This window comes from Pseudomonas mandelii, assembly GCF_006438925.1.
Classification (GTDB): Bacteria; Pseudomonadota; Gammaproteobacteria; order Pseudomonadales; family Pseudomonadaceae; genus Aquipseudomonas; species Aquipseudomonas mandelii_C.
This window is the reverse complement of record NZ_RCZA01000001.1, coordinates 1-23,092: the sequence shown is the minus strand read 5'-3', so window position 1 is coordinate 23,092 and position 23,092 is coordinate 1. Positions and strand designations below refer to the sequence as shown.

Sequence of the window (23,092 nt, the reverse complement as noted above, 5' to 3'; positions counted from 1 at the left end):
CAGCCTCGTTTCACTCGACAGCTCCTACAGAGTTTTGTGTGGTTTTCGGGGTTGCGGGTCATTCATGACCTGAATAGCAGACAAACCCCAATCCCCAGCTACTCTTGTGCCCAGCTCCCCTATCTATAAGAGGCTGCGCACATGAGTCTTTCCTCTTTCAAAATCGCTCACAAACTAATCACCGGCGCAGGTGCCATCGAGCAACTGGCGGCTGAACTGACACGCCTGGACATCGACAACCCGCTGATCGTCACCGATGCCGCACTGGTCAAGTCCGGCACGGTCGAGCTGGCGCTGGTGCAGCTGGGCGACCGAACCTACGAAATTTTCGACCGTGTATTGCCAGACCCGGAAATCGCCATCGTCGAAGACTGCATGCGGGTCTACCGCGAGGGCGGGCATGACGGACTGATCGGCCTGGGCGGCGGCAGTGCCATCGACATCGCTAAAAGTGTCGCGGCCTACGCCGGCTATCACGGCGCGCTGCAGGATCTGTTCGGCATCGATCAGGTGCCGCGCAAAGGCCCGCCGCTGATCGCCATTCCGACCACCGCCGGCACCGGCTCGGAAGTCACCAACGTGGCGATCCTCTCCGACAAGGTCGCGCAGCTGAAGAAAGGCATCGTCAGCGACTATCTATTGCCGGACGTGGCGCTCGTCAGTCCACAAATGACCCTGACCTGTCCGCGCAGTGTCACTGCCGCCAGTGGCGTCGATGCACTGGTGCACGCCATCGAATCCTATCTGTCGCTCAACGCCTCACCGATTACCGACGCGCTGGCCATCGGCGCCATCAAGCTCATTGCCAAGGCGCTGCCGAAGGCTTACGCCAATCCGTCCAGTCTCCAGGCCCGCGAAGACATGGCCACCGCCAGCCTGATGGCCGGTATGGCGTTTGGTAATGCCGGGGTCGGCGCGGTGCACGCTCTGGCGTATCCGCTGGGCGGCCGTTACAACATTGCCCATGGCGTCAGCAACGCCTTGCTGCTGCCGTATGTCATGACCTGGAACAAAATGGCCTGCGTGGAGCGCATGCAAGATATCGCCGAGGCCATGGGGGTGAAGACCGCTCATCTGAGCGCCAACGACGCGGCTGACAAGGCCGTAGAGGCGATGACCGAGTTATGCGCTGCGGTGGAAATCCCACCGGGCCTGCGCAGTTTCGGCGTTCCCGAAGACGCCATCCCGGCCATGGCCGTGGAAGCGGCGGGAATTGAGCGCCTGATGCGCAATAATCCGCGCAAATTGAGTGCCGTCGACATAGAGAAGATTTACCGAGCGGCTTACTGATCATCGCAGTCACGGTGCGCGGGTCAAAGCATGAGGTATACAATGCGCGCCATCGTGATTCTGCTCAAAAAAGGTGCGTCATGCAGCCCTTCGTAATTGCTCCGTCGATTCTCTCCGCCGACTTCGCCCGCCTGGGTGAAGAAGTGGACAACGTCCTGGCCGCTGGCGCCGACTTCGTGCACTTCGATGTCATGGACAACCACTACGTGCCGAACCTGACCATCGGCCCGATGGTATGTGCGGCGCTGCGCAAGTACGGCGTGACTGCGCCGATCGACGCGCACCTGATGGTCAGCCCGGTGGACCGCATCGTCGGTGACTTCATCGAAGCCGGCGCGACCTACATCACTTTTCACCCGGAAGCCACGCAGCACGTCGACCGCTCCCTGCAACTGATCCGCGAAGGTGGCTGCAAGTCGGGCCTGGTGTTCAACCCGGCGACCCCGCTGGACGTGCTCAAGTACGTGATGGACAAGGTCGACATGATCCTGCTGATGAGCGTCAACCCAGGCTTCGGCGGGCAGAAGTTCATCCCCGGCACCCTCGACAAGTTGCGTGAAGCGCGGGCGCTGATCGATGCTTCCGGGCGTGACATCCGCCTGGAAATCGACGGCGGCGTGAACGTGAACAACATTCGTGAAATCGCCGCTGCTGGCGCTGACACCTTCGTCGCGGGCTCGGCGATCTTCAATGCACCGAACTACCAAGAGGTGATTGAAAAGATGCGTTCCGAACTGGCGCTGACCCGCCCATGAGTGGCTTTGAGCAGTTGTTCCCGGGGTCTCTGCCGCGGCTGGTGATGTTCGATCTGGATGGCACGCTGGTCGATTCGGTCCCCGACCTCGCAGCGGCTGTGGATAACATGCTGCTCAAACTCGGGCGAAAACCTGCCGGCATCGAATCGGTGCGTGAGTGGGTGGGCAACGGCGTGCACACGCTGGTACGCCGGGCCTTGGCCAACCACATCGACGCCGAGGGTGTCGATGAGGTCGAAGCCGAGCATGCCCTGGAGCTGTTCAACGGCTTTTATGAGGACGGTCACGAGCTGACGGTGGTCTACCCCGGCGTGCGCGATACCCTGAAATGGCTGCACAAGCAGGGAGTCGAGATGGCGCTGATCACCAACAAACCGGAGCGTTTCGTCGCGCCGCTGCTGGATCAGATGAAAATCGGCCGTTATTTCCGCTTGATCATCGGCGGCGACACCCTGCCACAGAAAAAGCCGGACCCGGCAGCGCTGTTTTTCGTGATGAAAATGACCAACATCCCGGCGTCGCAATCCTTGTTCGTCGGCGATTCGCGCAGCGATGTGCTGGCGGCGAAAGCGGCGGGGGTCAAATGTGTGGCGCTCAGTTACGGCTATAACCACGGCCGGCCGATTGCCGAAGAGTCGCCGGCGCTGGTGATCGACGATCTGCGCAAGTTAATTCGCGGTTGCCTGGATCCGGCCGCTGAGATAACGTTGCCCGACGCTGTTCAACCCCCTTCTGGAAACGCCATCGTGGTGGTCACTCGCAAACTCTGGATGAAAGTCATCAAGGCCCTGGCCCGCTGGCGTTGGCGCGCCTGACTTGTTCCTGGCCGGCCTGCCGGCGCGTTTGCATACCTGACTGTTAGACCCTCAAGCCACGAGGCTACCCCATGATCCGCGAAGAATTCCTGCGTTTGGCCGCTGCCGGCTACAACCGCATCCCGCTTGCCTGCGAAACCCTGGCCGACTTCGACACGCCGCTGTCGATCTACCTGAAACTGGCCGACGAGCCCAACTCCTATCTGCTGGAGTCGGTGCAGGGCGGGGAGAAGTGGGGGCGTTACTCGATCATCGGCTTGCCGTGCCGCACCGTGCTGCGGGTTCACGACCATCACGTCAGCGTGACCCACGACGGCATCGAGATCGAAAGCCATGAGGCTGAAGATCCGCTGGCGTTCGTCGAAGCATTCAAAGCCCGCTACAACGTGCCGACCATCCCTGGCCTGCCGCGCTTCAATGGCGGTCTGGTGGGTTACTTCGGTTACGACTGCGTGCGCTATGTGGAGAAGCGTCTGGGCAAGTGCCCGAACCCGGATCCGTTGGGCGTACCGGACATTCTGCTGATGGTTTCCGACGCGGTAGTGGTGTTCGACAACCTCGCCGGCAAGATGCACGCGATTGTTCTGGCCGATCCCTCGCAAGACGATGCTTTCGAACAAGGTCAGGCGCGTCTGGAAGAGCTGCTGGAAAAACTCCGTCAGCCCATCACCCCGCGCCGTGGCCTGGATTTCAGCAAGCAACAGTCTGCTGATCCGGTGTTTCGTTCGAGCTTCACCCAGGACGATTACGAAAAAGCCGTCGACACCATCAAGGAATACATCCTGGCCGGTGACTGCATGCAGGTCGTGCCGTCCCAGCGCATGTCGATCGACTTCAAGGCTGCGCCGATCGATCTGTACCGGGCGCTGCGTTGCTTCAACCCGACGCCTTATATGTACTTCTTCAACTTCGGCGACTTCCACGTCGTCGGCAGTTCGCCGGAAGTGCTGGTGCGGGTCGAAGACAACCTGATCACCGTGCGCCCGATCGCCGGCACCCGTCCTCGGGGCGCCAACGAAGAGGCCGACCTGGCGCTGGAAAAAGACCTGCTGTCCGACGACAAGGAAATTGCCGAGCACTTGATGCTGATCGACCTGGGCCGTAACGACACCGGTAGGGTCTCGGAAATCGGTTCGGTGAAACTCACTGAAAAGATGGTGATCGAGCGTTATTCCAATGTGATGCACATCGTGTCCAACGTCACCGGTCAATTGAAGGCCGGGTTGACGGCGATGGACGCATTGCGGGCGATTCTGCCGGCGGGCACCTTGTCTGGCGCACCGAAGATTCGCGCGATGGAAATCATCGACGAACTGGAACCGGTCAAGCGTGGAGTCTACGGCGGCGCGGTCGGCTACTTCGCCTGGAACGGCAACATGGACACCGCAATCGCGATCCGCACCGCGGTGATCAAGAACGGCGAACTGCACGTGCAGGCCGGGGGCGGCATCGTTGCCGACTCGGTGCCGGCGCTGGAATGGGAAGAAACCCTGAACAAGCGCCGCGCGATGTTCCGTGCAGTGGCCCTGGCTGAACAAACCCCGGAAAGCTGAGTTCACGCAAAATCTGTGGGAGCGAGCCTGCTCGCGAAGAGGCCAGCACAGCCAACATTGATGTTGTCTGACCCACCGCTTTCGCGAGGAGGCTCGCTCCCACAACGACTTCACCAGCATAAAAAAACGCGGCACCTGTGAGGGAGCCGCGTTTTTTGTGCCTGCTGTTTGCCGGATCAGAAGTCCAACGCAACCCCAACGGTAAGCCCTTGCTGGGTAAAGTCATCATCCTTGCGGAGCGTATACCCACCGCGCAGCGCCAGATCGGCCGTCAACTTGTGGCTGACCCCCAGGCTCACGCGATTCAAGTGGCTTTGCGGTGTATAGCCGTCCAGTTTGAAGTCCAGGGATGGCAGGCTGTTGAGCGCGATGTTTACTTTCTGAGTGTCATCCTCGTATTCACGCTCATACGCGTATTCGCCGAACACTTGAGTCTGCGGGGTGATCTGATACTTACCCTGCAGACCGGCGCCCAGACGTTTTGAATCGCGAGTCTGATCATCAAAGGTCAGCGCCGTGGAACGAGTGCTGTTTTCCGAATAGCCGTCGACTTCCACTTTTGCGTAATCGGCGCTGATGAAGGGCGACAAGTGCCACTCGCTGCCCGGTTGCGCAATGTCGTAGCCAACCCGTGTGCTGAAGGCCCACAGATAGCCATCGGTATCGCCTTTTTCCGCTCCTTCGCTGGCACCCAGATCGAATTTGCGTTTGAGGTTGTCGTAATCCAGCTTGCCGCCGGTCAACGCGGCATCGGCCCACCAGCGATTCTGCTGGAACTGGGCGAAGGCGGTGGCCAGGTAGCTGTTGAGTTTGTAGTCCGAATCGTTATTGCCTGCTTCCAGGTTCTGACGATAGAAACCCGCCGCCACACCGACGCGCCAGGCGTCATTGAGACGATAGCTGCCGCCGATGTTCAGGTTGTAACCGCTGCCATCAGCGCTGGCGCCGCTGCTTTGGCTATCGACATCCAGATGCTGGCCGCCACCGGCGACAATCGCGCGCCATTGGCCGACCGCCTGCCAGTTCTCCCAGTCCGATTGCCATTGGCTGCGCAGTTCATCCTGGTGCGCACGCAAGGTAGCGTGGGCCATTTCCGGCAACAACGTCAGCTCCCAAGGTGCTGCCAGTAAGGAATAGGCGTAGTCGGAAATCAGTTTCTGCCCGGCTTCGGTCGGATGAACCCCATCGTTATAAATCAGCTTGCTGGGGTCCGGGGTGGCACTGTTGATGCCATACGTAGGGTTTTCGGTGCAGCTGTTACCGCTGAAGCAAGTCGCCGTCAGGTTCTGGCCTGTAGCAAAACCGAATCGAGCCGGATCGGCGAAGGTTTCCTGCAACAGCAGCGGAATGTTCAACGGGATGATTTCGGCATCGATCCCCGCGAGACGGGTGACCAGTTGCCGGTTGAAGGCAGAGCTCAGCAGTGAGGTGGGTGTCTGCTGGGGCGTGCCATTGATGGCGGGCGTCAAACCCAGGTCGGGCAGCAGCCAGACCACAATGTACCGGGCGCCGGCGGTTTGCAGAACCTGGACGCTGTTGGCCAGTCGATCCGCAGCGGCATTCGCCTGAGCGCCACTTTGTACACGTCCCTGAAGAAAATCGTTCCCGCCCCCGGAGATGTAATACAGCGCATTCGGATCGGCGCTGAAGTTGTTTGTCGGCAGATAGCCCGAACGCGTGCGTTCACCCGTGGCAGATGCGGTGGTGATCGAGTCGAGGATCTGGTCCGTGCGGTAACCGCCAACGGCCCAGTTGTTCCCGTCCGGCAGGCCCTGGTTCGCACGCGCCGCCGAGGTTGAAGCGGCCGTCTGGTCCGGTGAAAACCCGAGCCTTCCACCCAGCAGTTGGGTCGAGTTGGCGGAGTAGGCTTCGCCGCTGCCGTCCTGGTAAACCGGGCCGGTCCGGTTGGTGAAGCGCAGGGTCGAGCCGGGAGGGCCGCCCGAGTCGGTAAACTGCCCGGCATCGTTGAGGCTGTCGCCGAAGACGATGAAATTCGAATAAGGGTTGGGCGCCGCGATCGCCTGGGTGCAGGCTATAGCGAGCAGGCAGCCGGCAAGCGGTACAGCCAATGTCTGTCTGATCATGAGCAAGTCCGTTTGTTATTGTTGTAGTAAGCAAAACGACAGTGCCAAAAACTATAGAGGCTGTTGCCGTTCGGCGCGAACCCGTCAATTGTTTCAAGAGCTTCGATCGCCCCATATTGCACGCTCTGCCCAGCTAAGTTACTGTGCCGAGACGTATAAATGAGACCTTCCCCGTGTTGATCGTCAGCAAACTTCTGGATCAAGTCATCAAGGCACACGCCCGTTGGCGTTGGCGCGCCTGAATCCTTCTGCCGGCCCGGCCGGATCTTTACCGCTTTGCCTTCTTTACCCGCAAGACAAACCGCTTTGCAGCGCGACTCCAGCGACTGACAAAGTGCAGGACGCTGCGGGTAAATCATTCGAAGGCTGTATTAAAGTCAGTGAATTCAAGAGGTTCTTAACGCCATGTTGCTGATGATCGATAACTACGACTCTTTTACTTACAACGTTGTGCAATACCTCGGTGAGCTCGGCTCCCAGGTCAAAGTCGTGCGCAACGATGAGCTCACCATTGCCGAAATCGAAGCCCTCAACCCTGAGCGGATCGTCGTTTCACCCGGCCCTTGCACGCCGAACGAAGCAGGCGTGTCGATTGATGTGATCAAACATTTTGGCGGTAAATTGCCGATTCTGGGCGTCTGCCTGGGGCATCAGTCCATCGGCCAGGCTTTTGGCGGCGATGTGGTGCGCGCCCGTCAGGTCATGCACGGCAAAACCAGCCCGGTGTTCCACGAGGACAAAGGCGTATTTGAAGGCCTGAACCATCCGCTGACAGTCACCCGCTATCATTCACTGATCGTCAAACGCGAAACCCTGCCCGATTGCCTGGAGCTGACCGCCTGGACTCAGCTTGAAGACGGTTCGGTCGACGAGATCATGGGCCTGCGCCACAAGACACTGAACATCGAGGGCGTCCAGTTTCACCCTGAGTCGATCCTCACCGAACAGGGTCACGAGCTGTTCGCTAATTTCCTCAAACAAACCGGCGGCACGCGCTAAGGACTTTTCATGAATATCAAGACAGCCCTGAGCCGTATCGTCGAACAGCTCGACCTCAGCACCGATGAGATGCGCGATGTCATGCGCGAAATCATGACCGGTCAATGCACGGATGCGCAGATCGGCGCGTTCATGATGGCCATGCGCATGAAGAGTGAAAGCATCGACGAGATCGTCGGCGCCGTGTCGGTCATGCGCGAGCTGGCGGACAAGGTCGAACTCAAGACCCTCGACGGCGTCGTCGATGTGGTGGGTACCGGCGGTGACGGTGCGAATATCTTCAACGTCTCGACCGCTTCCTCGTTCGTGGTCGCGGCGGCCGGTTGCACCGTCGCCAAGCACGGTAACCGTGCAGTCTCGGGCAAAAGCGGCAGCGCCGATTTGCTGGAGGCGGCGGGTATCTACTTGAACCTGACCCCGGTTCAAGTGGCGCGCTGCATCGACAACGTCGGCATCGGTTTCATGTTCGCCCAGACCCATCACAGCGCCATGAAGCACGCCGCCGGCCCCCGCCGGGATCTGGGCTTGCGCACGCTGTTCAACATGCTCGGCCCGCTTACGAATCCGGCCGGCGTGAAGCATCAGGTGGTGGGCGTGTTCAATCAGGCGTTGTGCCGGCCACTGGCCGAAGTCTTGCAACGTATGGGTAGCAAGCACGTGCTGGTGGTGCACTCGAAGGATGGCCTGGACGAGTTCAGTCTGGCGGCGCCAACCTTTGTAGCGGAATTGAAGGATGACCAGATCACCGAGTATTGGGTCGAACCAGAAGACCTGGGCATGAAAAGCCAGAGCCTGCACGGTCTGGCAGTGGATAGCCCGGCGGCTTCCCTCGAGCTGATTCGCGATGCCCTGGGCAAGCGCAAGACCGAGAACGGTCAGAAAGCCGCGGAAATGATTATGCTCAATGCCGGCGCCGCGCTGTACGCCGCCGACCATGCCAGCAGTTTGAAAGAAGGCGTTGCCCTGGCGCACGATGCGCTGCACACAGGCCTCGCTCGGGAAAAACTGGAGGAGTTGGGTGCATTTACCGCGGTATTCAAAGTGGAGAATGAGGGATGAGTGTACCGACGGTTCTGGAAAACATTCTGGCCCGTAAAGTCCAGGAAGTCGCCGAGCGTAGCGCTCGCGTAAGCCTGGCGGAGCTGGAAAGTCTGGCCAAGGCGGCCGATGCACCCCGTGGTTTTGCCAAGGCATTGTTGGCTCAGGCCAAGCTCAAGCAGCCAGCGGTCATTGCAGAAATCAAGAAGGCTTCACCGAGCAAAGGCGTTATCCGCGAGAACTTCGTTCCCGCCGACATCGCCAAGAGTTACGAGAAGGGTGGCGCGACCTGCCTGTCGGTGCTCACCGATATCGATTACTTCCAGGGCGCCGATGCGTATCTGCAACAGGCGCGGGCGGCGTGCAAACTGCCGGTGATCCGCAAGGACTTCATGATCGATCCGTACCAGATCATTGAAGCCCGAGCGTTGGGCGCCGACTGCGTGCTGCTGATCGTCTCCGCACTGGATGACGTGAAAATGGCCGAGTTGGCTGCCGTCGCTAAAAGTGTCGGCCTCGATGTGCTGGTAGAAGTTCACGATGGCGACGAGCTGGAGCGGGCCTTGAAAACCCTGGACACTCCGTTGATCGGCGTGAACAACCGCAACCTGCACACCTTCGAAGTCAATCTGGAAACCACCCTCGATCTGTTGCCGCGTATCCCGCGTGATCGCTTGGTGATCACCGAAAGTGGCATTCTCAACCGGGCCGATGTTGAACTGATGGAAATCAGCGATGTGTACGCGTTCCTGGTTGGCGAAGCGTTCATGCGCGCCGAAAGTCCGGGCACCGAGCTGCAGCGTCTGTTCTTTCCTGAGCGTGGTATCGCGGTGAGCGGTTCTACACTCGACTGAACGTGACTTAATGAAGAAGCCGGCGATGCCGGCTTTTTTATACCCCAAACAAAGGATGTCTACTGCCATGACCCAGCCCATCGCCTTGACCGTCGAAGCCGGCCTGCTCGCCGAGCAGGATCTGTTGGCCCATGTGTGCACCGGCGATTCGGAGTTTGGGCTGTTGTTCTGGCAGCCCAATGACCGGGCGCTGGTCATGCCGCGACGATTGAATCGTCTGCCTGGGTTTGAGGCCGCGTGCGAAGTGTCGGCTGCGGCAGGTTGGCCGGTGTTGTTGCGTGAAACCGGCGGTGAACCGGTGCCGCAATCGGCCTCAACGATCAACATCGCACTGGTCTACGCGCCACCGCGTAGCGAGGGTGACCAGAACCGCATCGAAACCGGTTATCGCCGGCTGTGCGATCCGATTTGTCAGTTACTCGATGAACTGGGCGGCGTTTCGTCTTTGGGCGAAATAGAGGGTGCGTTCTGTGATGGGCGTTTCAACGTCAACCTTGATGGGCGCAAGATGGTCGGCACGGCTCAACGCTGGCGCCAGAGCAAGGGCGGTACGCGTCCGGTAGGGTTGGTGCATGGTGCTTTGTTGCTCGATAACGAGCGTGAGTCGATGGTGGCGGCGGTTAACCGGTTCAATGAAGCCTGTGGCCTGGAGCAGCGAGTTCGCGCCGAGAGCCACATTGCTCTTCATGAAAAATATGCAGCACCTGATGCGTTGGGGCGGCTCGACACGTTGTACCGCGAGTTGCTGGCAGACATGTTCAGGGTTTAGCGCGTACCGAAGACCACCATGGTCTTGCCTTTGACGTCCACCAGGTTGCGTTCTTCCAGGTCCTTGAGTACGCGACCGACCATCTCACGTGAACAACCGACAATCCGCCCGATCTCCTGACGGGTCACCTTGATCTGCATGCCATCGGGATGGGTCATTGCATCTGGCTGCTTGCACAGTTCCAAGAGGCAGCGTGCGACGCGGCCGGTTACGTCGAAGAATGCAAGGTCACCCACTTTGCGGGTGGTGTTGCGCAGCCGCTGTGCGATTTGTCCGCTGAGCACGTAAAGAATGTCTGGATCCTGTTGGGACAGCTCGCGGAATTTCGCGTAGCTGATCTCCGCGACTTCGCATTCGATCTTGGCGCGCACCCAGGCGCTGCGTTCCTGTTCCAGGCCGGCCTGTTCGAACAGGCCCAACTCGCCGAAAAAGTCTCCGGAGTTCAGGTAGGCAATGATCATTTCACGGCCATCGTCATCCTCGATCAGGATGGTGACCGAACCCTTGATGATGAAGAACAGTGTGTCCGAGCGGTCGCCGGCACAAATGATGTTGCTTTTGGCCGCATAACGACGGCGCTGGCAGTGCATCAGCAGCTTGTCGAGGTTCTTGATCTTGGGTGTTGGGGTAATAGCAACCATGGTTGTATCCCGAAAAGACTTCACGGTGTGTTTGGTTTTCTTATGAGTCGCTGAGGTTGCTACAAAGCTGGCTATGCGCCAGTGAATTGGCGCCAGCTTAACAGACACTTCCTGCAATATTCGAGAATTTACCTACAGCTCAGCGGCTTGCGTCGTAGGAAGGCGAGGCGTCGTCAATCAAGGCCCCTGTGCTAAGCTGGCGACCCTTTTTTATACAGTGGAGTCTTGGCGATGAAGGCACGCATCCAATGGGCTGGCGAAGCCATGTTCCTCGGCGAATCCGGCAGCGGTCATGTCGTGGTCATGGACGGTCCGCCCGATGCCGGCGGTCGCAACCTGGGTGTCCGGCCGATGGAAATGCTCCTGCTGGGTGTTGGCGGTTGCAGCAATTTCGACGTGGTCAGCATCCTCAAGAAGTCCCGTCAGGCCGTTGAAAGCTGCGAAGCTTTCCTCGAAGCCGAGCGTGCCACCGAAGATCCGAAGGTTTTCACCAAGATCCACATGCACTTCGTGGTCAAGGGCCGCGGCTTGAAAGAAGCCCAGGTCAAGCGCGCCATCGAGCTGTCTGCCGAGAAGTATTGCTCGGCGTCGATCATGCTTGGTGCGGCTGGCGTGGTAATTACCCATGACTACGAGATCATCGAGCTCGGTTGAATCGACATTCAACTATCATAAAGGCAGTGCAGACTGTGGCGATCCCAAGCTGACGTCTGCACAATGCGCCACTTTTTCAGGGTAGTAGCCCGTCCGCCGACAGGCCGCGCACCCGGACATACAACCAAAATCGACATTGCGAAGAGGTGTTAACCGTCCTACGCAGGTGCATCGTACGCATCTGACGGGCATGCTTGATCATGCGGCCGGGCCGCAATACATAGAGAGTTTTTAACGGTGAAAAGCAAACTCAAGCTCCACGGGTTCAATAACCTGACAAAGACCTTGAGCTTCAACATCTATGACATCTGCTATGCGGAAACCCCGCAGGACCAACAGGCTTACGTCGAGTACATCAATAAAGAGTACAACGCCAAGCGCCTGACGCAGATCCTCACAGAAGTTGTCGATATCATTGGTGCCAACATCCTGAACATCGCCAGTCAGGACTATGAACCCCAGGGCGCCAGTGTCACGATTCTGATCTCTGAAGAGCCGGTGACCCCTACCGACAGTCAGATCGAAGAGTCCCCGGGCCCGCTGCCTGAAATTATCCTGGCCCACCTCGACAAGAGCCACATCACGGTGCACACCTACCCGGAAATCCATCCGGACGATGGCATCGCGACATTCCGTGTGGACATTGATGTGTCGACCTGTGGCGTCATTTCACCGCTCAAGGCGCTCAACTTCCTGATCCACCAGTTCGATTCGGACATCGTGACCGTGGATTATCGTGTGCGCGGTTTCACCCGCGACGTGGAAGGCAAAAAGCACTTCATCGACCACGAGATCAACTCGATTCAGAACTACCTTTCCGAAGACACCCGCAACGCGTACCAGATGACCGACGTGAACGTTTACCAGGAAAACCTGTTCCACACCAAAATGCTGCTGAAGAACTTCGAATTGGATAACTACCTGTTCGGCGACGCCACCAGCAGCCTGTCCGCAGAGCAGCGTGCTCAGGTGACCGAGCGTGTGAAACACGAAATGCTGGAAATCTTCTACGCGCGCAACATGCCGAGCTGATTTTCTGCGAGCAAAAAGAAAGGGCGCTGAAAGCGCCCTTTTTTGTGCCCGGGATTTTTTTTGAGAGGGGGATCAGATCCGGTAAGTACTTTTGGTCATGACCTTGGCCATCAGGCTCATGCCGAACTTCACCGGTGCCGGGAAGCGGAAACCCCCAGCCTCCAGCGCGCTTTCGGCGTGGTGTTCTTCATCAATGCGCATCTGCTCGAGGATCGCCCGGGACTTTTCGTCCTCGGCGGGCAGTTGCTCAAGGTGTTCGTTGAGGTGTTTACACACCTGATGCTCGGTCGCGGCAACGAAACCCAGGCTGACTTTATCGCTGATCAACCCGGCCACCGCGCCAATCCCGAACGACATGCCATAGAACAGCGGATTGAGAATACTGGTGTGGCTGCCCAACTGTTTTATGCGTTGTTCGCACCAGACCAGGTGGTCGATTTCTTCTTCAGCGGCATGTTCCATGGAGGCGCGCACTTGCGGCAGCTTGGCGGTCAGGGCCTGACCTTGATACAGCGCCTGGGCACAGACTTCGCCGGTATGGTTGATGCGCATCAGACCGGCGACGTGCCGGGTGTCTTCGTCACTCATTTGCGCATCCGGCTGCACGATAGCGGGCGAAGGACGGTACGGCTGACCACTGAAGGGCAGCAAGGTACGCATCGCGGCATCGGCTTGCAGCAGAAGGCGGTCAATCGGCGAGTAGTGACGTTGGGTAGTCATGCTGACCTCCGGGAAGAATCTCGGCGGCCAGTTTAACCCAATCGGCCGGGGAAGGTTTGCGCTGGGTCATTACGACGCAGGTGCGTGTGGGCGCGGGATTGCCCGCCCCCACAGGGCTTACTGCAATCAGCCCGGCGGCCAATGCATCTGGCGCTGACCCAATACATGCATATGTATGTGATAGACGGTCTGCCCACCCAGTGGATTGCAGTTCATGACCACGCGGAAGCCCTCTTCGCAACCCAGTTCCAGGGCCAGACGCTGGGCGGTGAACAGAATATGTCCAGCCAATGCCTTGTCGTCCTCGGCCAGGTCGTTAAGCGTGCGCACCGCTTTTTTCGGGATCACCAGAAAATGCACGGGTGCCTGTGGGGCGATGTCGTGGAAGGCCAGTACCTGGTCGTCCTCGTAAATGATATTCGCCGGGATTTCCCGGTTGATGATCTTGGTGAACAGAGTATCCACAGCTGTTTTCTCCGTTGTTTGGGCTGGCCTGAGTGTAACCATGGGTTATGCCCGAGCCCAGCCTTTTACCTTGAGGGGCGATCAGCGCGGGCAATAAGCCTTGTTGACCATGCCTGCGATTGTCCGGGTCAGCCAGCGCGAGCCGAGCCGTGGCAGGAAGGCGCGCCAGCGGTTGCGTCGACCGGGAATAATGATGGCGCGATTTTTCTCCAGAGCCCGGACGGTGTAGAGCGCGACTTCCTCGGGGTTCATCAGTATTTTGCTGTCGACCAGTTTGGCAGTGTCCAATTGCGCGGTGCGGAAAAACGCCGTGCGGGTAGGGCCGGGGCAGAGCACCGACACCTTGACCGCGCATTTTTTCAGTTCGACGCGCAACCCTTCGGAAAAGTGCAGCACATAAGCCTTACTGGCGTAATAAGTACTCATCCACGGGCCGGGATAGAACGCCGCCACCGAGGCGACATTCAAAATTTGTCCGCCGCCCTGCAGCGCCATACTGTTGCCGATCGCGTGACACAGGCGAGTGAGTGCGAGGATGTTCACTTCGATCAGGTCCTGCTCGGTCATCCAGTCCTGAGCCAGGAAAGGGCCGCAGGTGCCGATGCCGGCGCAATTGACCAGCAAATCGATCTGTCGATCACCTTCCTCCAGCTCCAGCAGAAAACCGGACAGCCGTAGCGGCTCGCCAAGGTCGCAGGCTCGGAACAACACTTCCACGCCAAAACGTTGAGTCAGTTCAATCGCAATACTTTCCAGCTGATCACGCTGACGGGCCACCAGAATCAGGCTGCGGCCGCGCCGGGCCAGCGCTTCGGCCATCGCCAGGCCGATGCCGCTGGAAGCGCCAGTGATCAGAGCGTAACGGGTCATGCATTTCTCCATCGCAACAGCTCCGCGCCGGCGACGCAGGTGTCACGGGCGGGGAGCGCTGTTCATTCTTTCGCAGAGTCTACAGGGGGCTGGGCTTCTTCGGCTGCATCGTCGGCTGAATTTGGCGCTGGCTCTGCTTCCACGGCGGTTTGATCTTCGATCTCTTCGGTGGTCACGGAGTCACTTTCATAGCTGCTTTGGGTGGCGCTTTCGTATTCGCTCTGGAGGGTAGTAAGGCCACCGGTCAGTCCGCCGATGAACAGGATCGCGATAAACACCAGCCACAGTGACGACAGGATCTTGACCGCGGTGCTGTTGGGCGGTGATGGCGCACCGTATCGATTGGCGGTGTTATTACCCGGCGCGATCATCATCACGAACGGAAAGATGCTGCCCACGAACGGCACGAGGGTCAGCAGCCAGAGCCAGCCAGACCAGCCGATATCGTGCAGACGCTGGACACTGAACTGAATGCTGACGAACGCGAGCGCCACGAAGAGAATAAAGGCCAGTAAGCCACCGAGAATCAGGCCGGCGGTCGAGTCCGTAGTGATGAGGGCCAAGCCGAAAACAGCAAGTACAGCGCCAACACTAAGGGTCACCAGCGTCAGCGACATCGTCCAGGCCAGATAACGCAAGCGGCCGATCCGACCCTCGAAGCTGAACGGCTTGAGTGTGGAAAACGCAGGCACGGCTTCGCCAACGGGAGCCTGGGGTGGTGCGTAAGGGGATTCGGGATCTGCCGCGACGGCAGGGGCGTGTTCATGAACGTCAGCCAGGTTCAGCTCGATCGAGGGTTCGGATTCGATCCGGGCATCGATACCGGTTTTGGTCAGCGCCTGGAGATAAGTCTGCGCATCGGCCTGGGACAGGTCGCGTTTGAGTGCAACCGGCTTGCCACTGAACAGTCGCTCGATGGCAGTCACATCGCTTTTGAACAACTCGGCGAGATTGAGCTTGGCGGTGGTGACGTCAACACCTGGCAGCAGAGCGCCGTCGAACACGATCTTGAAACGGTTTTCGCTCATTGCGAGGCATCCTTGTCGCGAATGTTTTAGGGAGTATTGCGGATTGAGTGTAAAGCCAGCCGGAATGGGCTGGCCAAGTTTTCCTGTCAGCGTGGCCAGCGCTTGGGCAGCGCTGCCGCCAGCTCCAGTGCTTTGCGGTACTCGGCGTCAAGGCGAGCGACCAATTGATCGACACTTGGCAGGTCATCGATCTCGCCGACACCCTGGCCTGCGGACCAGACGGTTTTCCAGGCTTTGGCTTCATCGCTTGCGGGCTTGAGTTTGGAGCCGAAGTCCACCTCACCTTTGCCTTGCAGCGCTGCCATGTCGAAACCCGCTGCCTCAAGGCTCTGACGCATAAAGCTCGCGGGTATGCCCGACACCGCTGGAGTATGGACGATGTCCGCGGCTCTGGAAGTCAGCAGCATCTCTTTATAGGCGTCAGGTGCATGACTTTCGGTTGTGCCGATAAATCGCGTACCGAAGTAGGCCAGATCCGCACCGAGCAGTTGTGCCGCGAGAATCTCGTGGCCGTGGTTCAGGCAACCGGCCAGCAGCAGGGTCTTGTCGAAGAACTGGCGTATTTCGGCAATCAGCGAGAACGGGCTCCAGGTTCCGGCGTGTCCACCGGCGCCTGCTGCCACGGCGATCAAACCGTCGACCCCGGCCTCGGCGGCTTTCTCTGCGTGGCGACGAGTCGTCACGTCATGGAACACCAGACCGCCATAGCTGTGCACTGCATCGACCAGTTCTTTCACGGCGCCGAGACTGGTGATCACAATCGGCACTTTGTGCTCGATGCAGATCGCCAGGTCCGCTTGCAGCCGCGGGTTGCTGTTGTGGACGATCAGGTTCACCGCATAAGGCGCCGGATTCTCCAGTGTCGCCAACCCTGCTTCGATCTCTTCCAGCCAGGCCTTGAAGCCGCTGCTCTCGCGCTGGTTCAGCGCAGGAAAGCTGCCCACCACACCATTACGGCAGCAGGCGAGCACCAGTTGCGGGTTGGAGATCAGGAACATTGGCGCTGCCACCACTGGCAGACGCAAACGCTGTTCGAGCAGAGCGGGCAGCGACATTGGAAGTACCCCGGTGAGTTGTGCTTATTGGCGTTAGAACGGCCGAACGACGACCAGAATCACAATGGCCAGCAATATCAGAACCGGCACTTCATTGAACCAGCGATAAAAGACATGACTGCGGGTGTTCTCGCCACGGGCAAAACGTTTCACCTGGGCGCCGCACATGTGGTGGTAGCCGATCAGGATCACCACCAGGGTCAACTTGGCGTGTATCCACGCGCCTTGGCTGAAGATGCCGGGGTTGAGGGCGATCAGTGCGATGCCGAATACCAGGGTGGCGATCATCGCCGGGCCCATGATGCCTCGGTACAACTTGCGCTCCATGAGGCTGAAGCGTTCCTTGCTGACGGTGTCTTCGCTTTGAGCGTGATAGACGAACAGGCGCGGCAGGTAAAACAGGCCGGCAAACCAGCAGACCATGCTGACGATGTGAAGCGCTTTGAGCCACAGATAAAGCATTTTTAGTTATTCCCAGGTTCACGGTAGCCCGGATAGTAGAGGCTTGAGCCGCCGCACGTCACCTTGCCGGTTGTCGCAGGACGATACGCACCCTATTATCGACGGCTTTCCAGTGGGTTCGTTGAGGGCAGGTTTATGGTCAAGGTCGGTATCGTCGGCGGCACGGGTTACACCGGTGTCGAACTGCTGCGTCTGTTGGCGCAGCATCCGCAAGCAGAAGTGGTCGTCATCACTTCCCGATCCGAGGCCGGTCTGGCCGTGGCTGATATGTATCCGAACCTGCGCGGTCATTACGATGGTCTGGCATTCAGCGTTCCGGACATCAAGACGCTGGGTGCTTGCGACGTGGTGTTCTTCGCCACGCCCCACGGTGTTGCCCATGCGCTGGCTGGCGAGTTGCTGGCTGCTGGCACCAAGGTCATCGACCTGTCGGCGGACTTCCGTCTGCAAGACGCCGATGAGTGGGCGAAGTGGTACGGTCAGCCGCATGGCGCGCCGGAACTGCTGGACGAGGCTGTCTATGGCTTGCCGGAAGTCAATCGCGAGCAGATCAAGCAGGCTCGTCTGATCGCCGTGCCGGGTTGCTACCCGACGGCTACGCAATTGGGATTCCTGCCATTGCTTGAAGCAGGTCTGGCCGATACCACGCGCTTGATCGCTGACTGCAAATCCGGCGTCAGTGGTGCCGGTCGTGGCGCGTCTGTAGGTTCGCTGTACTCCGAGACGTCAGAAAGCATGAAGGCCTACGCCGTCAAAGGTCACCGTCACCTGCCGGAAATCCGCCAGGGTCTGCGTCGTGCAGCGGGCAAGGACGTCGGTCTGACCTTCGTTCCGCACCTGACGCCAATGATTCGAGGCATTCACTCGACGCTCTACGCAACTGTCGTGGATCGCTCGGTGGATCTGCAGGCGCTGTTTGAAAAGCGTTATGCCAACGAACCGTTCGTCGATGTCATGCCGGCCGGCAGTCATCCGGAAACCCGCAGCGTGCGCGGCGCCAACGTTTGCCGTATTGCCGTGCATCGTCCACAAGATGGGGATCTGGTCGTGGTGTTGTCGGTGATCGATAATCTGGTCAAAGGCGCGTCGGGTCAGGCGGTGCAGAACCTGAACATTCTGTTCGGTCTGGATGAGCGCTTGGGTCTGTCCCATGCAGGCATGCTGCCGTAAGGTTTATTCCGTTCAGCAAAAAGGCCCGTCTGACGGGCCTTTTTGCATTCCGGGCTTACGATTGGGTTGATTGATATACCGTAACAATAGTTGACCAATTTTCTAGGAGAAGCGGATAATGCCCGTCATCACGCATTATGGCGGCGTAACGCCGGGAGATAGTTAGCATGAGCGTCGAATCCTTCACCCCCACGGCTTTGCAATTCACCCACGGTGCCGCGCACAAGGTGAAGAGCCTGGTCGATGAAGAGGGGAATGATCGCTTGAAGCTGCGCGTATTCGTTACGGGCGGCGGTTGTTCAGGTTTTCAGTACGGCTTCACCTTCGATGAAGAAGTGGCCGATGACGACACCATTGTCGAGCGCGAAGGGGTGAGTCTGGTCGTTGATCCGATGAGCTTCCAGTACCTGGCAGGTGCCGAGGTGGATTATCAGGAAGGTCTGGAAGGTTCGCGCTTCGTGATCAAGAATCCGAACGCCAGCACCACCTGTGGCTGCGGCTCTTCGTTCTCGATCTGATCGCAATCACCGCATCACCAAGCGCCGCATGACCTCAGGGCTCTGCGGCGTTTTGTTGTCTGGGATTCGGTATGGCTAGTCAGGCAGGGTAAATGGCGCCAAGTACGCGCAGGCCACGCGCGCCGGTGACGCTCGGGCGATTGGCCGCGATGCCTTCGAGGCAGCAATGGGCGAGCCAGGCGAAGGCCATGGCTTCGACCCAGTCCGGGTCTACACCGTAAGCCGCGGTGCTGCTGACCTTGGTGTTCGGCAGCAAGCTGGCCAAGCGGTTCATCAGCGTGGCGTTGTGGGCGCCGCCGCCGCAGACCAACAGTTCCTGGGTATCTGATTGAGCGCTTTGCAGTGACTCGACGATAGTCAGGGCGGTCAGTTCAAGCAGGGTTGCCTGCACGTCTTCGGTGGCGAAGGTCGACAGTTTCGATAGATGCTGTGTCAGCCATGCAAGGTTGAATACTTCGCGGCCGGTGCTCTTCGGGCCTTTGGTCACGAAAAATGGATCACTCAGCAGTTCGTTCAGCAGAACCGGTTGGACCTTGCCGCTGGCAGCCCATTGACCGTCACGATCAAAGTTGTCGCCACGTTGCTGGTGAATCCAGGCATCCAGCAGAACATTGCCTGGGCCACAGTCGAAACCGGCTACGGGTTTGCCGGGCTCGATCAGGCTGAGGTTGCTGAACCCGCCAACGTTCAATACCGCGCGGATACCTGCTCGCTCTTCAAACAACGCTTCGTGAAAGGCTGGGACCAGTGGGGCGCCTTGTCCGCCAGCCGCAACATCGCGGCTGCGAAAGTCGCTGACCACGGTGATGCTGGTCAGCTCGGTCAGAAGAGCAGGGTTGCCAATCTGCACGGTGAAGCCGCGCGCCGGCTCGTGGCGAATGGTCTGGCCGTGGCTGCCAATCGCGCGAATGTCTTCGGGTTTCAGTTTTTGTTGGTCGAGAAGGGTGTGAATACCCTGTGCCGCCAGTTTCACCCAGTTCTGCTGGGCGATGGCGGAGCGGGCAATCTCGTCCGGGCCGCTGGCGCACAAGCCAAGCAGCTCGGTGCGCAGGGAGTCAGGCATGGGAATGTATTGCGTGGCAATCAGTTTGATTGCCGGGGTCAGCTCGACCAGGGCAATGTCCAGGCCATCGAGGCTGGTCCCGGACATCACACCTATATAGAGCGTCATGGCTTAGCGCTTGCTCGAAGCCAGCTGCGTGGATTTCTCTTGATCCATGCGCGCCATCAGCGGTTGGCTCTGCGCGAGGAAACGTGCGCGTTCAGCTTTGGAGATCGGATCGGCCATCGCCACTTTCTGGCCTAGTGGGTCGACGTGCACGCCATTGACCTGGAACTCGTAATGCAAATGCGGTCCGGTGGAAAGTCCGGTGGTGCCGATGTAGCCGATCACCTGGCCTTGTTTGACGCTACTGCCAGTCTGCACGCCTTTGGCAAAGCCCTGCATGTGGCCGTACAGCGTACGGTAGGTATTGCCGTGCTGGATGATCACGGTGTTGCCGTAGCCGCCACGGCGACCAGCCAACAACACTTTGCCGTCACCGGCTGCCTTGATTGGAGTGCCACGCGGCGCTGCGTAGTCGACGCCTTTGTGAGCGCGGATCTTGTTCAGGATCGGGTGCTTGCGGCCCATTGAGAATTTCGAACTGATGCGTGCGAAGTCCACCGGGGTACGGATAAACGCCTTGCGCATGCTGTTGCCGTCAGCAGTGTAGTAGCTGCTGTTGCCTTGTTTATTGGTGTAACGCACGGCGGTGTAGGTCTTGCCGCGGTTAGTGAAGCGAGCGGAAAGGATCGGGCCATTGCCGACAGCCTTGCCGTTGACGACTTTTTGTTCGTAGATGACATCGAACTCGTCACCCTGGCGAATATCCTGGGCGAAGTCGACGTCATAGCCAAACACGCTGGCCATGTCCATGGTCAGGCTGTGGGACAAACCGGCGCGTGCAGCGGACTGCGACAGCGAGCTGTTGATCACGCCATGAACATAGGCCGAGCGCACGGTAGGCTTTGCGGTAATGCGGTTGAATGCATAACCCTTGTCATTTTTGGTCAAAGTGATGCTTTCGACGTCGCTGACCTTGCTGTGAAGGTTGGTCAGCTGGCCATCGGGGCTCAGTTCGAATTCAAGCTTCTGGCCGTGCTTGAGTTGGCTGAACTGCTTGGCTTGCTTGTCGCTGGCCAGCACTTCATGCACCGAAGCTGCAGGAAGGCCGACTTTTTCAAACAGGGTGGAGAGGGTATCGCCTTTAGAGACGATCACTTCCCTGTGGTTTGGAGACTTTTTTTCTTCGATCACAGGTGCTGGCGCGGGTGCGGCCTGAGCGGTTTCCTGGGGTTCTTCGGCGCTGTTTTCGATCTGTGCAAAAGGGGACGCTGCTGGCTCATTTGTGGCTTGGACCGCTTCGGCAGCGTCTTGATCTTGTGTCAGTTGTTCAGCAGGGCTTTCCAGTTCAAGACTCAGGGTCGTTTTTTTTGCTTCAACATCACTGGAAGGAAATACCAGAAGCGCCAGGCTCAGAAGGGCGGCGATGCCACTTGCTGCGAGCAGGTGGGTCTTCGGGTAAAGCGGCGGCGCTTTAGACGATTCTTTGGTCATAGGTAATTTTGACTTTGAAAAAGATGAATTGGAAAAGATGAATGACATGATGAAGATGAAATAACTGTATAAAATATAACCAAATCATCCCTGAGGCAAGTCCGCGAACGCTGAGTCTGTGGATTGGTGTCCGTGCGCCGGGCAAAACTTGTATTTGACGCGCGATCTTGTATGGTTGGTTCCCTTTGAATTCGAGCCTTGCGGGTCTGTTATGAAGTCGGTTGAAGAGCAGCTAGCGCTGATTAAACGTGGTGCGGAAGAACTGTTGGTCGAGTCCGAGCTGATCGAAAAGCTCAAGCGTGGCCAGCCGCTACGTATTAAGGCAGGCTTCGATCCGACCGCGCCGGATTTGCACCTGGGTCATACCGTGCTTATTAATAAGCTGCGCCAGTTCCAGGAGCTGGGGCATCAGGTGATCTTCCTTATAGGTGACTTCACCGGGATGATCGGCGATCCGAGCGGTAAGAGTGCTACGCGTCCTCCTCTTACCCGCGAGCAGGTTCTCGAGAATGCCGAGACCTACAAGACCCAGGTTTTCAAGATTCTTGATCCGGCGAAAACCGAAGTTGCGTTCAACTCCACCTGGATGGATCAGATGGGGCCGGCCGATTTCATTCGCCTGACTTCTCAGTACACCGTGGCTCGCATGCTTGAGCGCGACGACTTCTATAAGCGCTACACCACCAATCAGCCAATTGCCATTCATGAGTTTCTCTACCCGCTGGTTCAGGGTTACGACTCGGTAGCCTTGCGCGCGGATGTCGAGCTGGGTGGTACTGATCAGAAGTTCAACCTGTTGATGGGGCGTGAACTGCAGCGTGGATATGGTCAGGAGGCTCAGTGCATTCTGACCATGCCGCTGCTCGAAGGTCTGGATGGTGTGAAGAAGATGTCCAAGTCCTTGGGCAACTACGTGGGTATTCAGGAAGCGCCGGGTGTGATGTACGGCAAACTGGTTTCCATTCCAGATGCGCTGATGTGGCGCTACTTTGAATTGCTCAGTTTCCGCTCCATGGATGAGATCAATGCATTCCGTGCTGATGTCGAGGCGGGTGCCAATCCGCGTGATATCAAGATCAAGCTGGCCGAAGAGATCGTTGCGCGTTTCCATGGTGAAGAGGCTGCGGCCAATGCTCACCGTGCGGCGGGTAACCGTATGAAGGAAGGCGAGCTGCCGGACGATCTGCCAGAGATTGAATTGACTGCTACTGAAGACATGCCGATTGCTGCTGTCCTTAATAAGGCAGGTCTGGTCAAGAACTCGGCTGTCGCGCGAGACCTTCTAGGTTCTGGTGGTGTGCGTATCGATGGTGAGGTTGTCGATCGCACCTTTATATACGTACTGGGTGCGACCCATGTTTGCCAGGCTGGGAAGAAGGCATTTGCGCGTATTACGCTCAAATCCGAATAAAGCTCAAATTAGGGGTTGACGGCAGATTCTGGAAGTCTATAATTCGCCCCACTTCCGGCGCAGTCGAAACGGAAAACTCCTTGGTAAACAATGAGTTACGCAGTTTTCGACAGCGAGTTGCTTCAGGTCATCGAAGCCCAGAAGGAGTTGAAAGAGCGAGGTTGTTTGGCTCTTTTAACGATTCGATCTTCTCGGTCGAAAGCGGTGTAAAAGAGGTGTTGACAGCAGCGAGTAACGCTGTAGAATTCGCCTCCCGCTAACGAGAGATCGGAAGCGCAAGTGGTTGAAGTTGCAAAGGAAACTTTGAAAA

24 protein-coding genes are annotated in these 23,092 nt (G+C 58.3%); 13 read left to right on the top strand and 11 right to left on the bottom strand.

Going from position 1 to position 23,092, the window contains the following annotated elements; translation table 11 throughout:
* Window positions 1-141: 141 nt before the first annotated feature.
* The 4 genes from EAH74_RS00120 (at window position 142) to trpE (ending at window position 4,413) form a co-directional block, all read left to right on the top strand.
* Window positions 142-1,290 carry an iron-containing alcohol dehydrogenase gene (locus tag EAH74_RS00120; protein ID WP_140674591.1) on the top strand — a complete coding sequence of 383 codons (1,149 nt, stop codon included), beginning with the start codon at window positions 142-144 and terminating at the stop codon, window positions 1,288-1,290.
* 80 nt (window positions 1,291-1,370) lie between these two features.
* On the top strand, window positions 1,371-2,045 hold the full coding sequence (gene rpe, locus EAH74_RS00115) for a ribulose-phosphate 3-epimerase (protein WP_028621492.1): 675 nt from the start codon (window positions 1,371-1,373) through the stop codon (window positions 2,043-2,045).
* On the top strand, window positions 2,042-2,860 hold the full coding sequence (locus EAH74_RS00110; protein ID WP_008147220.1) for a phosphoglycolate phosphatase: 819 nt from the start codon (window positions 2,042-2,044) through the stop codon (window positions 2,858-2,860). The genes rpe and EAH74_RS00110 overlap by 4 nt, the downstream gene beginning before the upstream one ends.
* Before the next feature lie 71 nt (window positions 2,861-2,931).
* A complete protein-coding gene (trpE, locus tag EAH74_RS00105; protein ID WP_134104582.1) occupies window positions 2,932-4,413 on the top strand; it encodes an anthranilate synthase component I in 1,482 nt (493 codons plus the stop codon).
* A gap of 176 nt (window positions 4,414-4,589) precedes the next feature.
* Here the strand turns inward: trpE and estP are convergent, their stop codons facing one another.
* Both estP and EAH74_RS32955 read right to left on the bottom strand, forming a co-directional pair.
* On the bottom strand, window positions 4,590-6,497 hold the full coding sequence (estP, locus tag EAH74_RS00100) for an esterase EstP (protein ID WP_140674588.1): 1,908 nt from the start codon (window positions 6,495-6,497) through the stop codon (window positions 4,590-4,592).
* Entirely contained in the window at window positions 6,494-6,856 is a 363-nt protein-coding gene (locus EAH74_RS32955; protein WP_161600318.1) for a hypothetical protein, read from the bottom strand. The genes estP and EAH74_RS32955 overlap by 4 nt, the downstream gene beginning before the upstream one ends.
* 46 nt (window positions 6,857-6,902) lie before the next feature.
* On the opposite strand from EAH74_RS32955, the gene EAH74_RS00095 reads away from it, so the two are divergent.
* The 4 genes from EAH74_RS00095 to EAH74_RS00080 all read left to right on the top strand — a co-directional run bounded on the left by EAH74_RS00095 (window position 6,903) and on the right by EAH74_RS00080 (window position 10,157).
* A complete protein-coding gene (locus tag EAH74_RS00095) occupies window positions 6,903-7,496 on the top strand; it encodes an aminodeoxychorismate/anthranilate synthase component II (protein WP_033056198.1) in 594 nt (197 codons plus the stop codon).
* A 9-nt stretch (window positions 7,497-7,505) separates the two neighbouring features.
* Window positions 7,506-8,555 (top strand): anthranilate phosphoribosyltransferase, encoded by a 1,050-nt coding sequence (gene trpD / locus EAH74_RS00090; RefSeq protein ID WP_123368675.1) that lies wholly within the window; start codon window positions 7,506-7,508, stop codon window positions 8,553-8,555.
* Complete coding sequence (trpC, locus tag EAH74_RS00085) at window positions 8,552-9,388, top strand: indole-3-glycerol phosphate synthase TrpC (RefSeq protein ID WP_123368676.1); 837 nt, start codon at window positions 8,552-8,554, stop codon at window positions 9,386-9,388. The genes trpD and trpC overlap by 4 nt, the downstream gene beginning before the upstream one ends.
* A 67-nt stretch (window positions 9,389-9,455) precedes the next feature.
* The gene (locus EAH74_RS00080) at window positions 9,456-10,157 is read left to right on the top strand and encodes a lipoate--protein ligase family protein (RefSeq protein WP_140674585.1); all 702 of its coding nucleotides are present in this window, start codon (window positions 9,456-9,458) and stop codon (window positions 10,155-10,157) included.
* Here the strand turns inward: EAH74_RS00080 and crp are convergent.
* A complete protein-coding gene (gene crp / locus EAH74_RS00075; protein WP_008147233.1) occupies window positions 10,154-10,798 on the bottom strand; it encodes a cAMP-activated global transcriptional regulator CRP in 645 nt (214 codons plus the stop codon). The genes EAH74_RS00080 and crp overlap by 4 nt on opposite strands.
* Window positions 10,799-11,029: 231 nt before the next feature.
* On the opposite strand from crp, the gene EAH74_RS00070 reads away from it, so the two are divergent.
* Together EAH74_RS00070 and speD are read left to right on the top strand one after the other, a co-directional pair.
* Window positions 11,030-11,452: an OsmC family protein gene (locus EAH74_RS00070; protein WP_030130026.1), complete on the top strand. Its 423-nt coding sequence runs from the start codon at window positions 11,030-11,032 to the stop codon at window positions 11,450-11,452.
* A gap of 237 nt (window positions 11,453-11,689) precedes the next feature.
* Window positions 11,690-12,484 carry an adenosylmethionine decarboxylase gene (gene speD / locus EAH74_RS00065; protein ID WP_140674582.1) on the top strand — a complete coding sequence of 265 codons (795 nt, stop codon included), beginning with the start codon at window positions 11,690-11,692 and terminating at the stop codon, window positions 12,482-12,484.
* A gap of 72 nt (window positions 12,485-12,556) precedes the next feature.
* On the opposite strand, the gene coq7 is transcribed toward speD, so the two are convergent.
* From coq7 to hemJ, 6 genes are all read right to left on the bottom strand, one after another.
* Complete coding sequence (gene coq7, locus EAH74_RS00060; RefSeq protein ID WP_140674579.1) at window positions 12,557-13,204, bottom strand: 2-polyprenyl-3-methyl-6-methoxy-1,4-benzoquinone monooxygenase; 648 nt, start codon at window positions 13,202-13,204, stop codon at window positions 12,557-12,559.
* A gap of 126 nt (window positions 13,205-13,330) precedes the next feature.
* Window positions 13,331-13,669: a histidine triad nucleotide-binding protein gene (locus EAH74_RS00055; RefSeq protein ID WP_140674576.1), complete on the bottom strand. Its 339-nt coding sequence runs from the start codon at window positions 13,667-13,669 to the stop codon at window positions 13,331-13,333.
* A gap of 81 nt (window positions 13,670-13,750) precedes the next feature.
* The gene (locus EAH74_RS00050) at window positions 13,751-14,539 is read right to left on the bottom strand and encodes an SDR family NAD(P)-dependent oxidoreductase (RefSeq protein WP_140674573.1); all 789 of its coding nucleotides are present in this window, start codon (window positions 14,537-14,539) and stop codon (window positions 13,751-13,753) included.
* A gap of 62 nt (window positions 14,540-14,601) precedes the next feature.
* Window positions 14,602-15,567, bottom strand: a complete 966-nt coding sequence (locus EAH74_RS00045; protein WP_140674570.1) for a DUF805 domain-containing protein — start codon at window positions 15,565-15,567, stop codon at window positions 14,602-14,604.
* An 86-nt stretch (window positions 15,568-15,653) separates the two neighbouring features.
* Window positions 15,654-16,622 carry an NAD(P)H-dependent flavin oxidoreductase gene (locus EAH74_RS00040; protein ID WP_140674567.1) on the bottom strand — a complete coding sequence of 323 codons (969 nt, stop codon included), beginning with the start codon at window positions 16,620-16,622 and terminating at the stop codon, window positions 15,654-15,656.
* Between the two features lie 33 nt (window positions 16,623-16,655).
* A complete protein-coding gene (hemJ, locus tag EAH74_RS00035; RefSeq protein WP_140674564.1) occupies window positions 16,656-17,084 on the bottom strand; it encodes a protoporphyrinogen oxidase HemJ in 429 nt (142 codons plus the stop codon).
* 135 nt (window positions 17,085-17,219) lie between these two features.
* On the opposite strand from hemJ, the gene argC reads away from it, so the two are divergent.
* Complete coding sequence (gene argC, locus EAH74_RS00030) at window positions 17,220-18,254, top strand: N-acetyl-gamma-glutamyl-phosphate reductase (RefSeq protein WP_019580754.1); 1,035 nt, start codon at window positions 17,220-17,222, stop codon at window positions 18,252-18,254.
* Between the two features lie 167 nt (window positions 18,255-18,421).
* Entirely contained in the window at window positions 18,422-18,772 is a 351-nt protein-coding gene (erpA, locus tag EAH74_RS00025; RefSeq protein WP_007947969.1) for an iron-sulfur cluster insertion protein ErpA, read from the top strand.
* A gap of 79 nt (window positions 18,773-18,851) precedes the next feature.
* On the opposite strand, the gene EAH74_RS00020 is transcribed toward erpA, so the two are convergent.
* Together EAH74_RS00020 and EAH74_RS00015 are read right to left on the bottom strand one after the other, a co-directional pair.
* On the bottom strand, window positions 18,852-19,943 hold the full coding sequence (locus EAH74_RS00020; RefSeq protein ID WP_140674561.1) for an anhydro-N-acetylmuramic acid kinase: 1,092 nt from the start codon (window positions 19,941-19,943) through the stop codon (window positions 18,852-18,854).
* Between the two features lie 3 nt (window positions 19,944-19,946).
* Window positions 19,947-21,371 carry a peptidoglycan DD-metalloendopeptidase family protein gene (locus tag EAH74_RS00015; protein ID WP_123368685.1) on the bottom strand — a complete coding sequence of 475 codons (1,425 nt, stop codon included), beginning with the start codon at window positions 21,369-21,371 and terminating at the stop codon, window positions 19,947-19,949.
* Window positions 21,372-21,582: 211 nt separating this feature from the next.
* Between EAH74_RS00015 and tyrS the strand changes: the two genes are divergently transcribed.
* Window positions 21,583-22,782: a tyrosine--tRNA ligase gene (gene tyrS, locus EAH74_RS00010; protein ID WP_056741332.1), complete on the top strand. Its 1,200-nt coding sequence runs from the start codon at window positions 21,583-21,585 to the stop codon at window positions 22,780-22,782.
* Window positions 22,783-23,092 lie beyond the last annotated feature (310 nt).

Bases quoted from the DNA above. Each gene is read 5' to 3' on its own strand.
- EAH74_RS00015 (WP_123368685.1), bottom strand. From the start codon at position 21,371: ATGACCAAAGAATCGTCTAAAGCGCCGCCGCTTTACCCGAAGACCCAC.
- EAH74_RS00120 (WP_140674591.1), top strand. From the start codon at position 142: ATGAGTCTTTCCTCTTTCAAAATCGCTCACAAACTAATCACCGGCGCA.
- erpA (WP_007947969.1), top strand. From the start codon at position 18,422: ATGAGCGTCGAATCCTTCACCCCCACGGCTTTGCAATTCACCCACGGT.
- coq7 (WP_140674579.1), bottom strand. From the start codon at position 13,204: ATGACTACCCAACGTCACTACTCGCCGATTGACCGCCTTCTGCTGCAA.
- estP (WP_140674588.1), bottom strand. From the start codon at position 6,497: ATGATCAGACAGACATTGGCTGTACCGCTTGCCGGCTGCCTGCTCGCT.
- trpE (WP_134104582.1), top strand. From the start codon at position 2,932: ATGATCCGCGAAGAATTCCTGCGTTTGGCCGCTGCCGGCTACAACCGC.
- EAH74_RS00045 (WP_140674570.1), bottom strand. From the start codon at position 15,567: ATGAGCGAAAACCGTTTCAAGATCGTGTTCGACGGCGCTCTGCTGCCA.
- EAH74_RS00095 (WP_033056198.1), top strand. From the start codon at position 6,903: ATGTTGCTGATGATCGATAACTACGACTCTTTTACTTACAACGTTGTG.
- EAH74_RS00040 (WP_140674567.1), bottom strand. From the start codon at position 16,622: ATGTCGCTGCCCGCTCTGCTCGAACAGCGTTTGCGTCTGCCAGTGGTG.
- rpe (WP_028621492.1), top strand. From the start codon at position 1,371: ATGCAGCCCTTCGTAATTGCTCCGTCGATTCTCTCCGCCGACTTCGCC.
- EAH74_RS32955 (WP_161600318.1), bottom strand. From the start codon at position 6,856: ATGATTTACCCGCAGCGTCCTGCACTTTGTCAGTCGCTGGAGTCGCGC.
- argC (WP_019580754.1), top strand. From the start codon at position 17,220: ATGGTCAAGGTCGGTATCGTCGGCGGCACGGGTTACACCGGTGTCGAA.
- EAH74_RS00110 (WP_008147220.1), top strand. From the start codon at position 2,042: ATGAGTGGCTTTGAGCAGTTGTTCCCGGGGTCTCTGCCGCGGCTGGTG.
- EAH74_RS00050 (WP_140674573.1), bottom strand. From the start codon at position 14,539: ATGACCCGTTACGCTCTGATCACTGGCGCTTCCAGCGGCATCGGCCTG.
- EAH74_RS00070 (WP_030130026.1), top strand. From the start codon at position 11,030: ATGAAGGCACGCATCCAATGGGCTGGCGAAGCCATGTTCCTCGGCGAA.
- tyrS (WP_056741332.1), top strand. From the start codon at position 21,583: ATGAAGTCGGTTGAAGAGCAGCTAGCGCTGATTAAACGTGGTGCGGAA.
- EAH74_RS00080 (WP_140674585.1), top strand. From the start codon at position 9,456: ATGACCCAGCCCATCGCCTTGACCGTCGAAGCCGGCCTGCTCGCCGAG.
- hemJ (WP_140674564.1), bottom strand. From the start codon at position 17,084: ATGCTTTATCTGTGGCTCAAAGCGCTTCACATCGTCAGCATGGTCTGC.
- crp (WP_008147233.1), bottom strand. From the start codon at position 10,798: ATGGTTGCTATTACCCCAACACCCAAGATCAAGAACCTCGACAAGCTG.
- trpD (WP_123368675.1), top strand. From the start codon at position 7,506: ATGAATATCAAGACAGCCCTGAGCCGTATCGTCGAACAGCTCGACCTC.
- trpC (WP_123368676.1), top strand. From the start codon at position 8,552: ATGAGTGTACCGACGGTTCTGGAAAACATTCTGGCCCGTAAAGTCCAG.
- EAH74_RS00020 (WP_140674561.1), bottom strand. From the start codon at position 19,943: ATGACGCTCTATATAGGTGTGATGTCCGGGACCAGCCTCGATGGCCTG.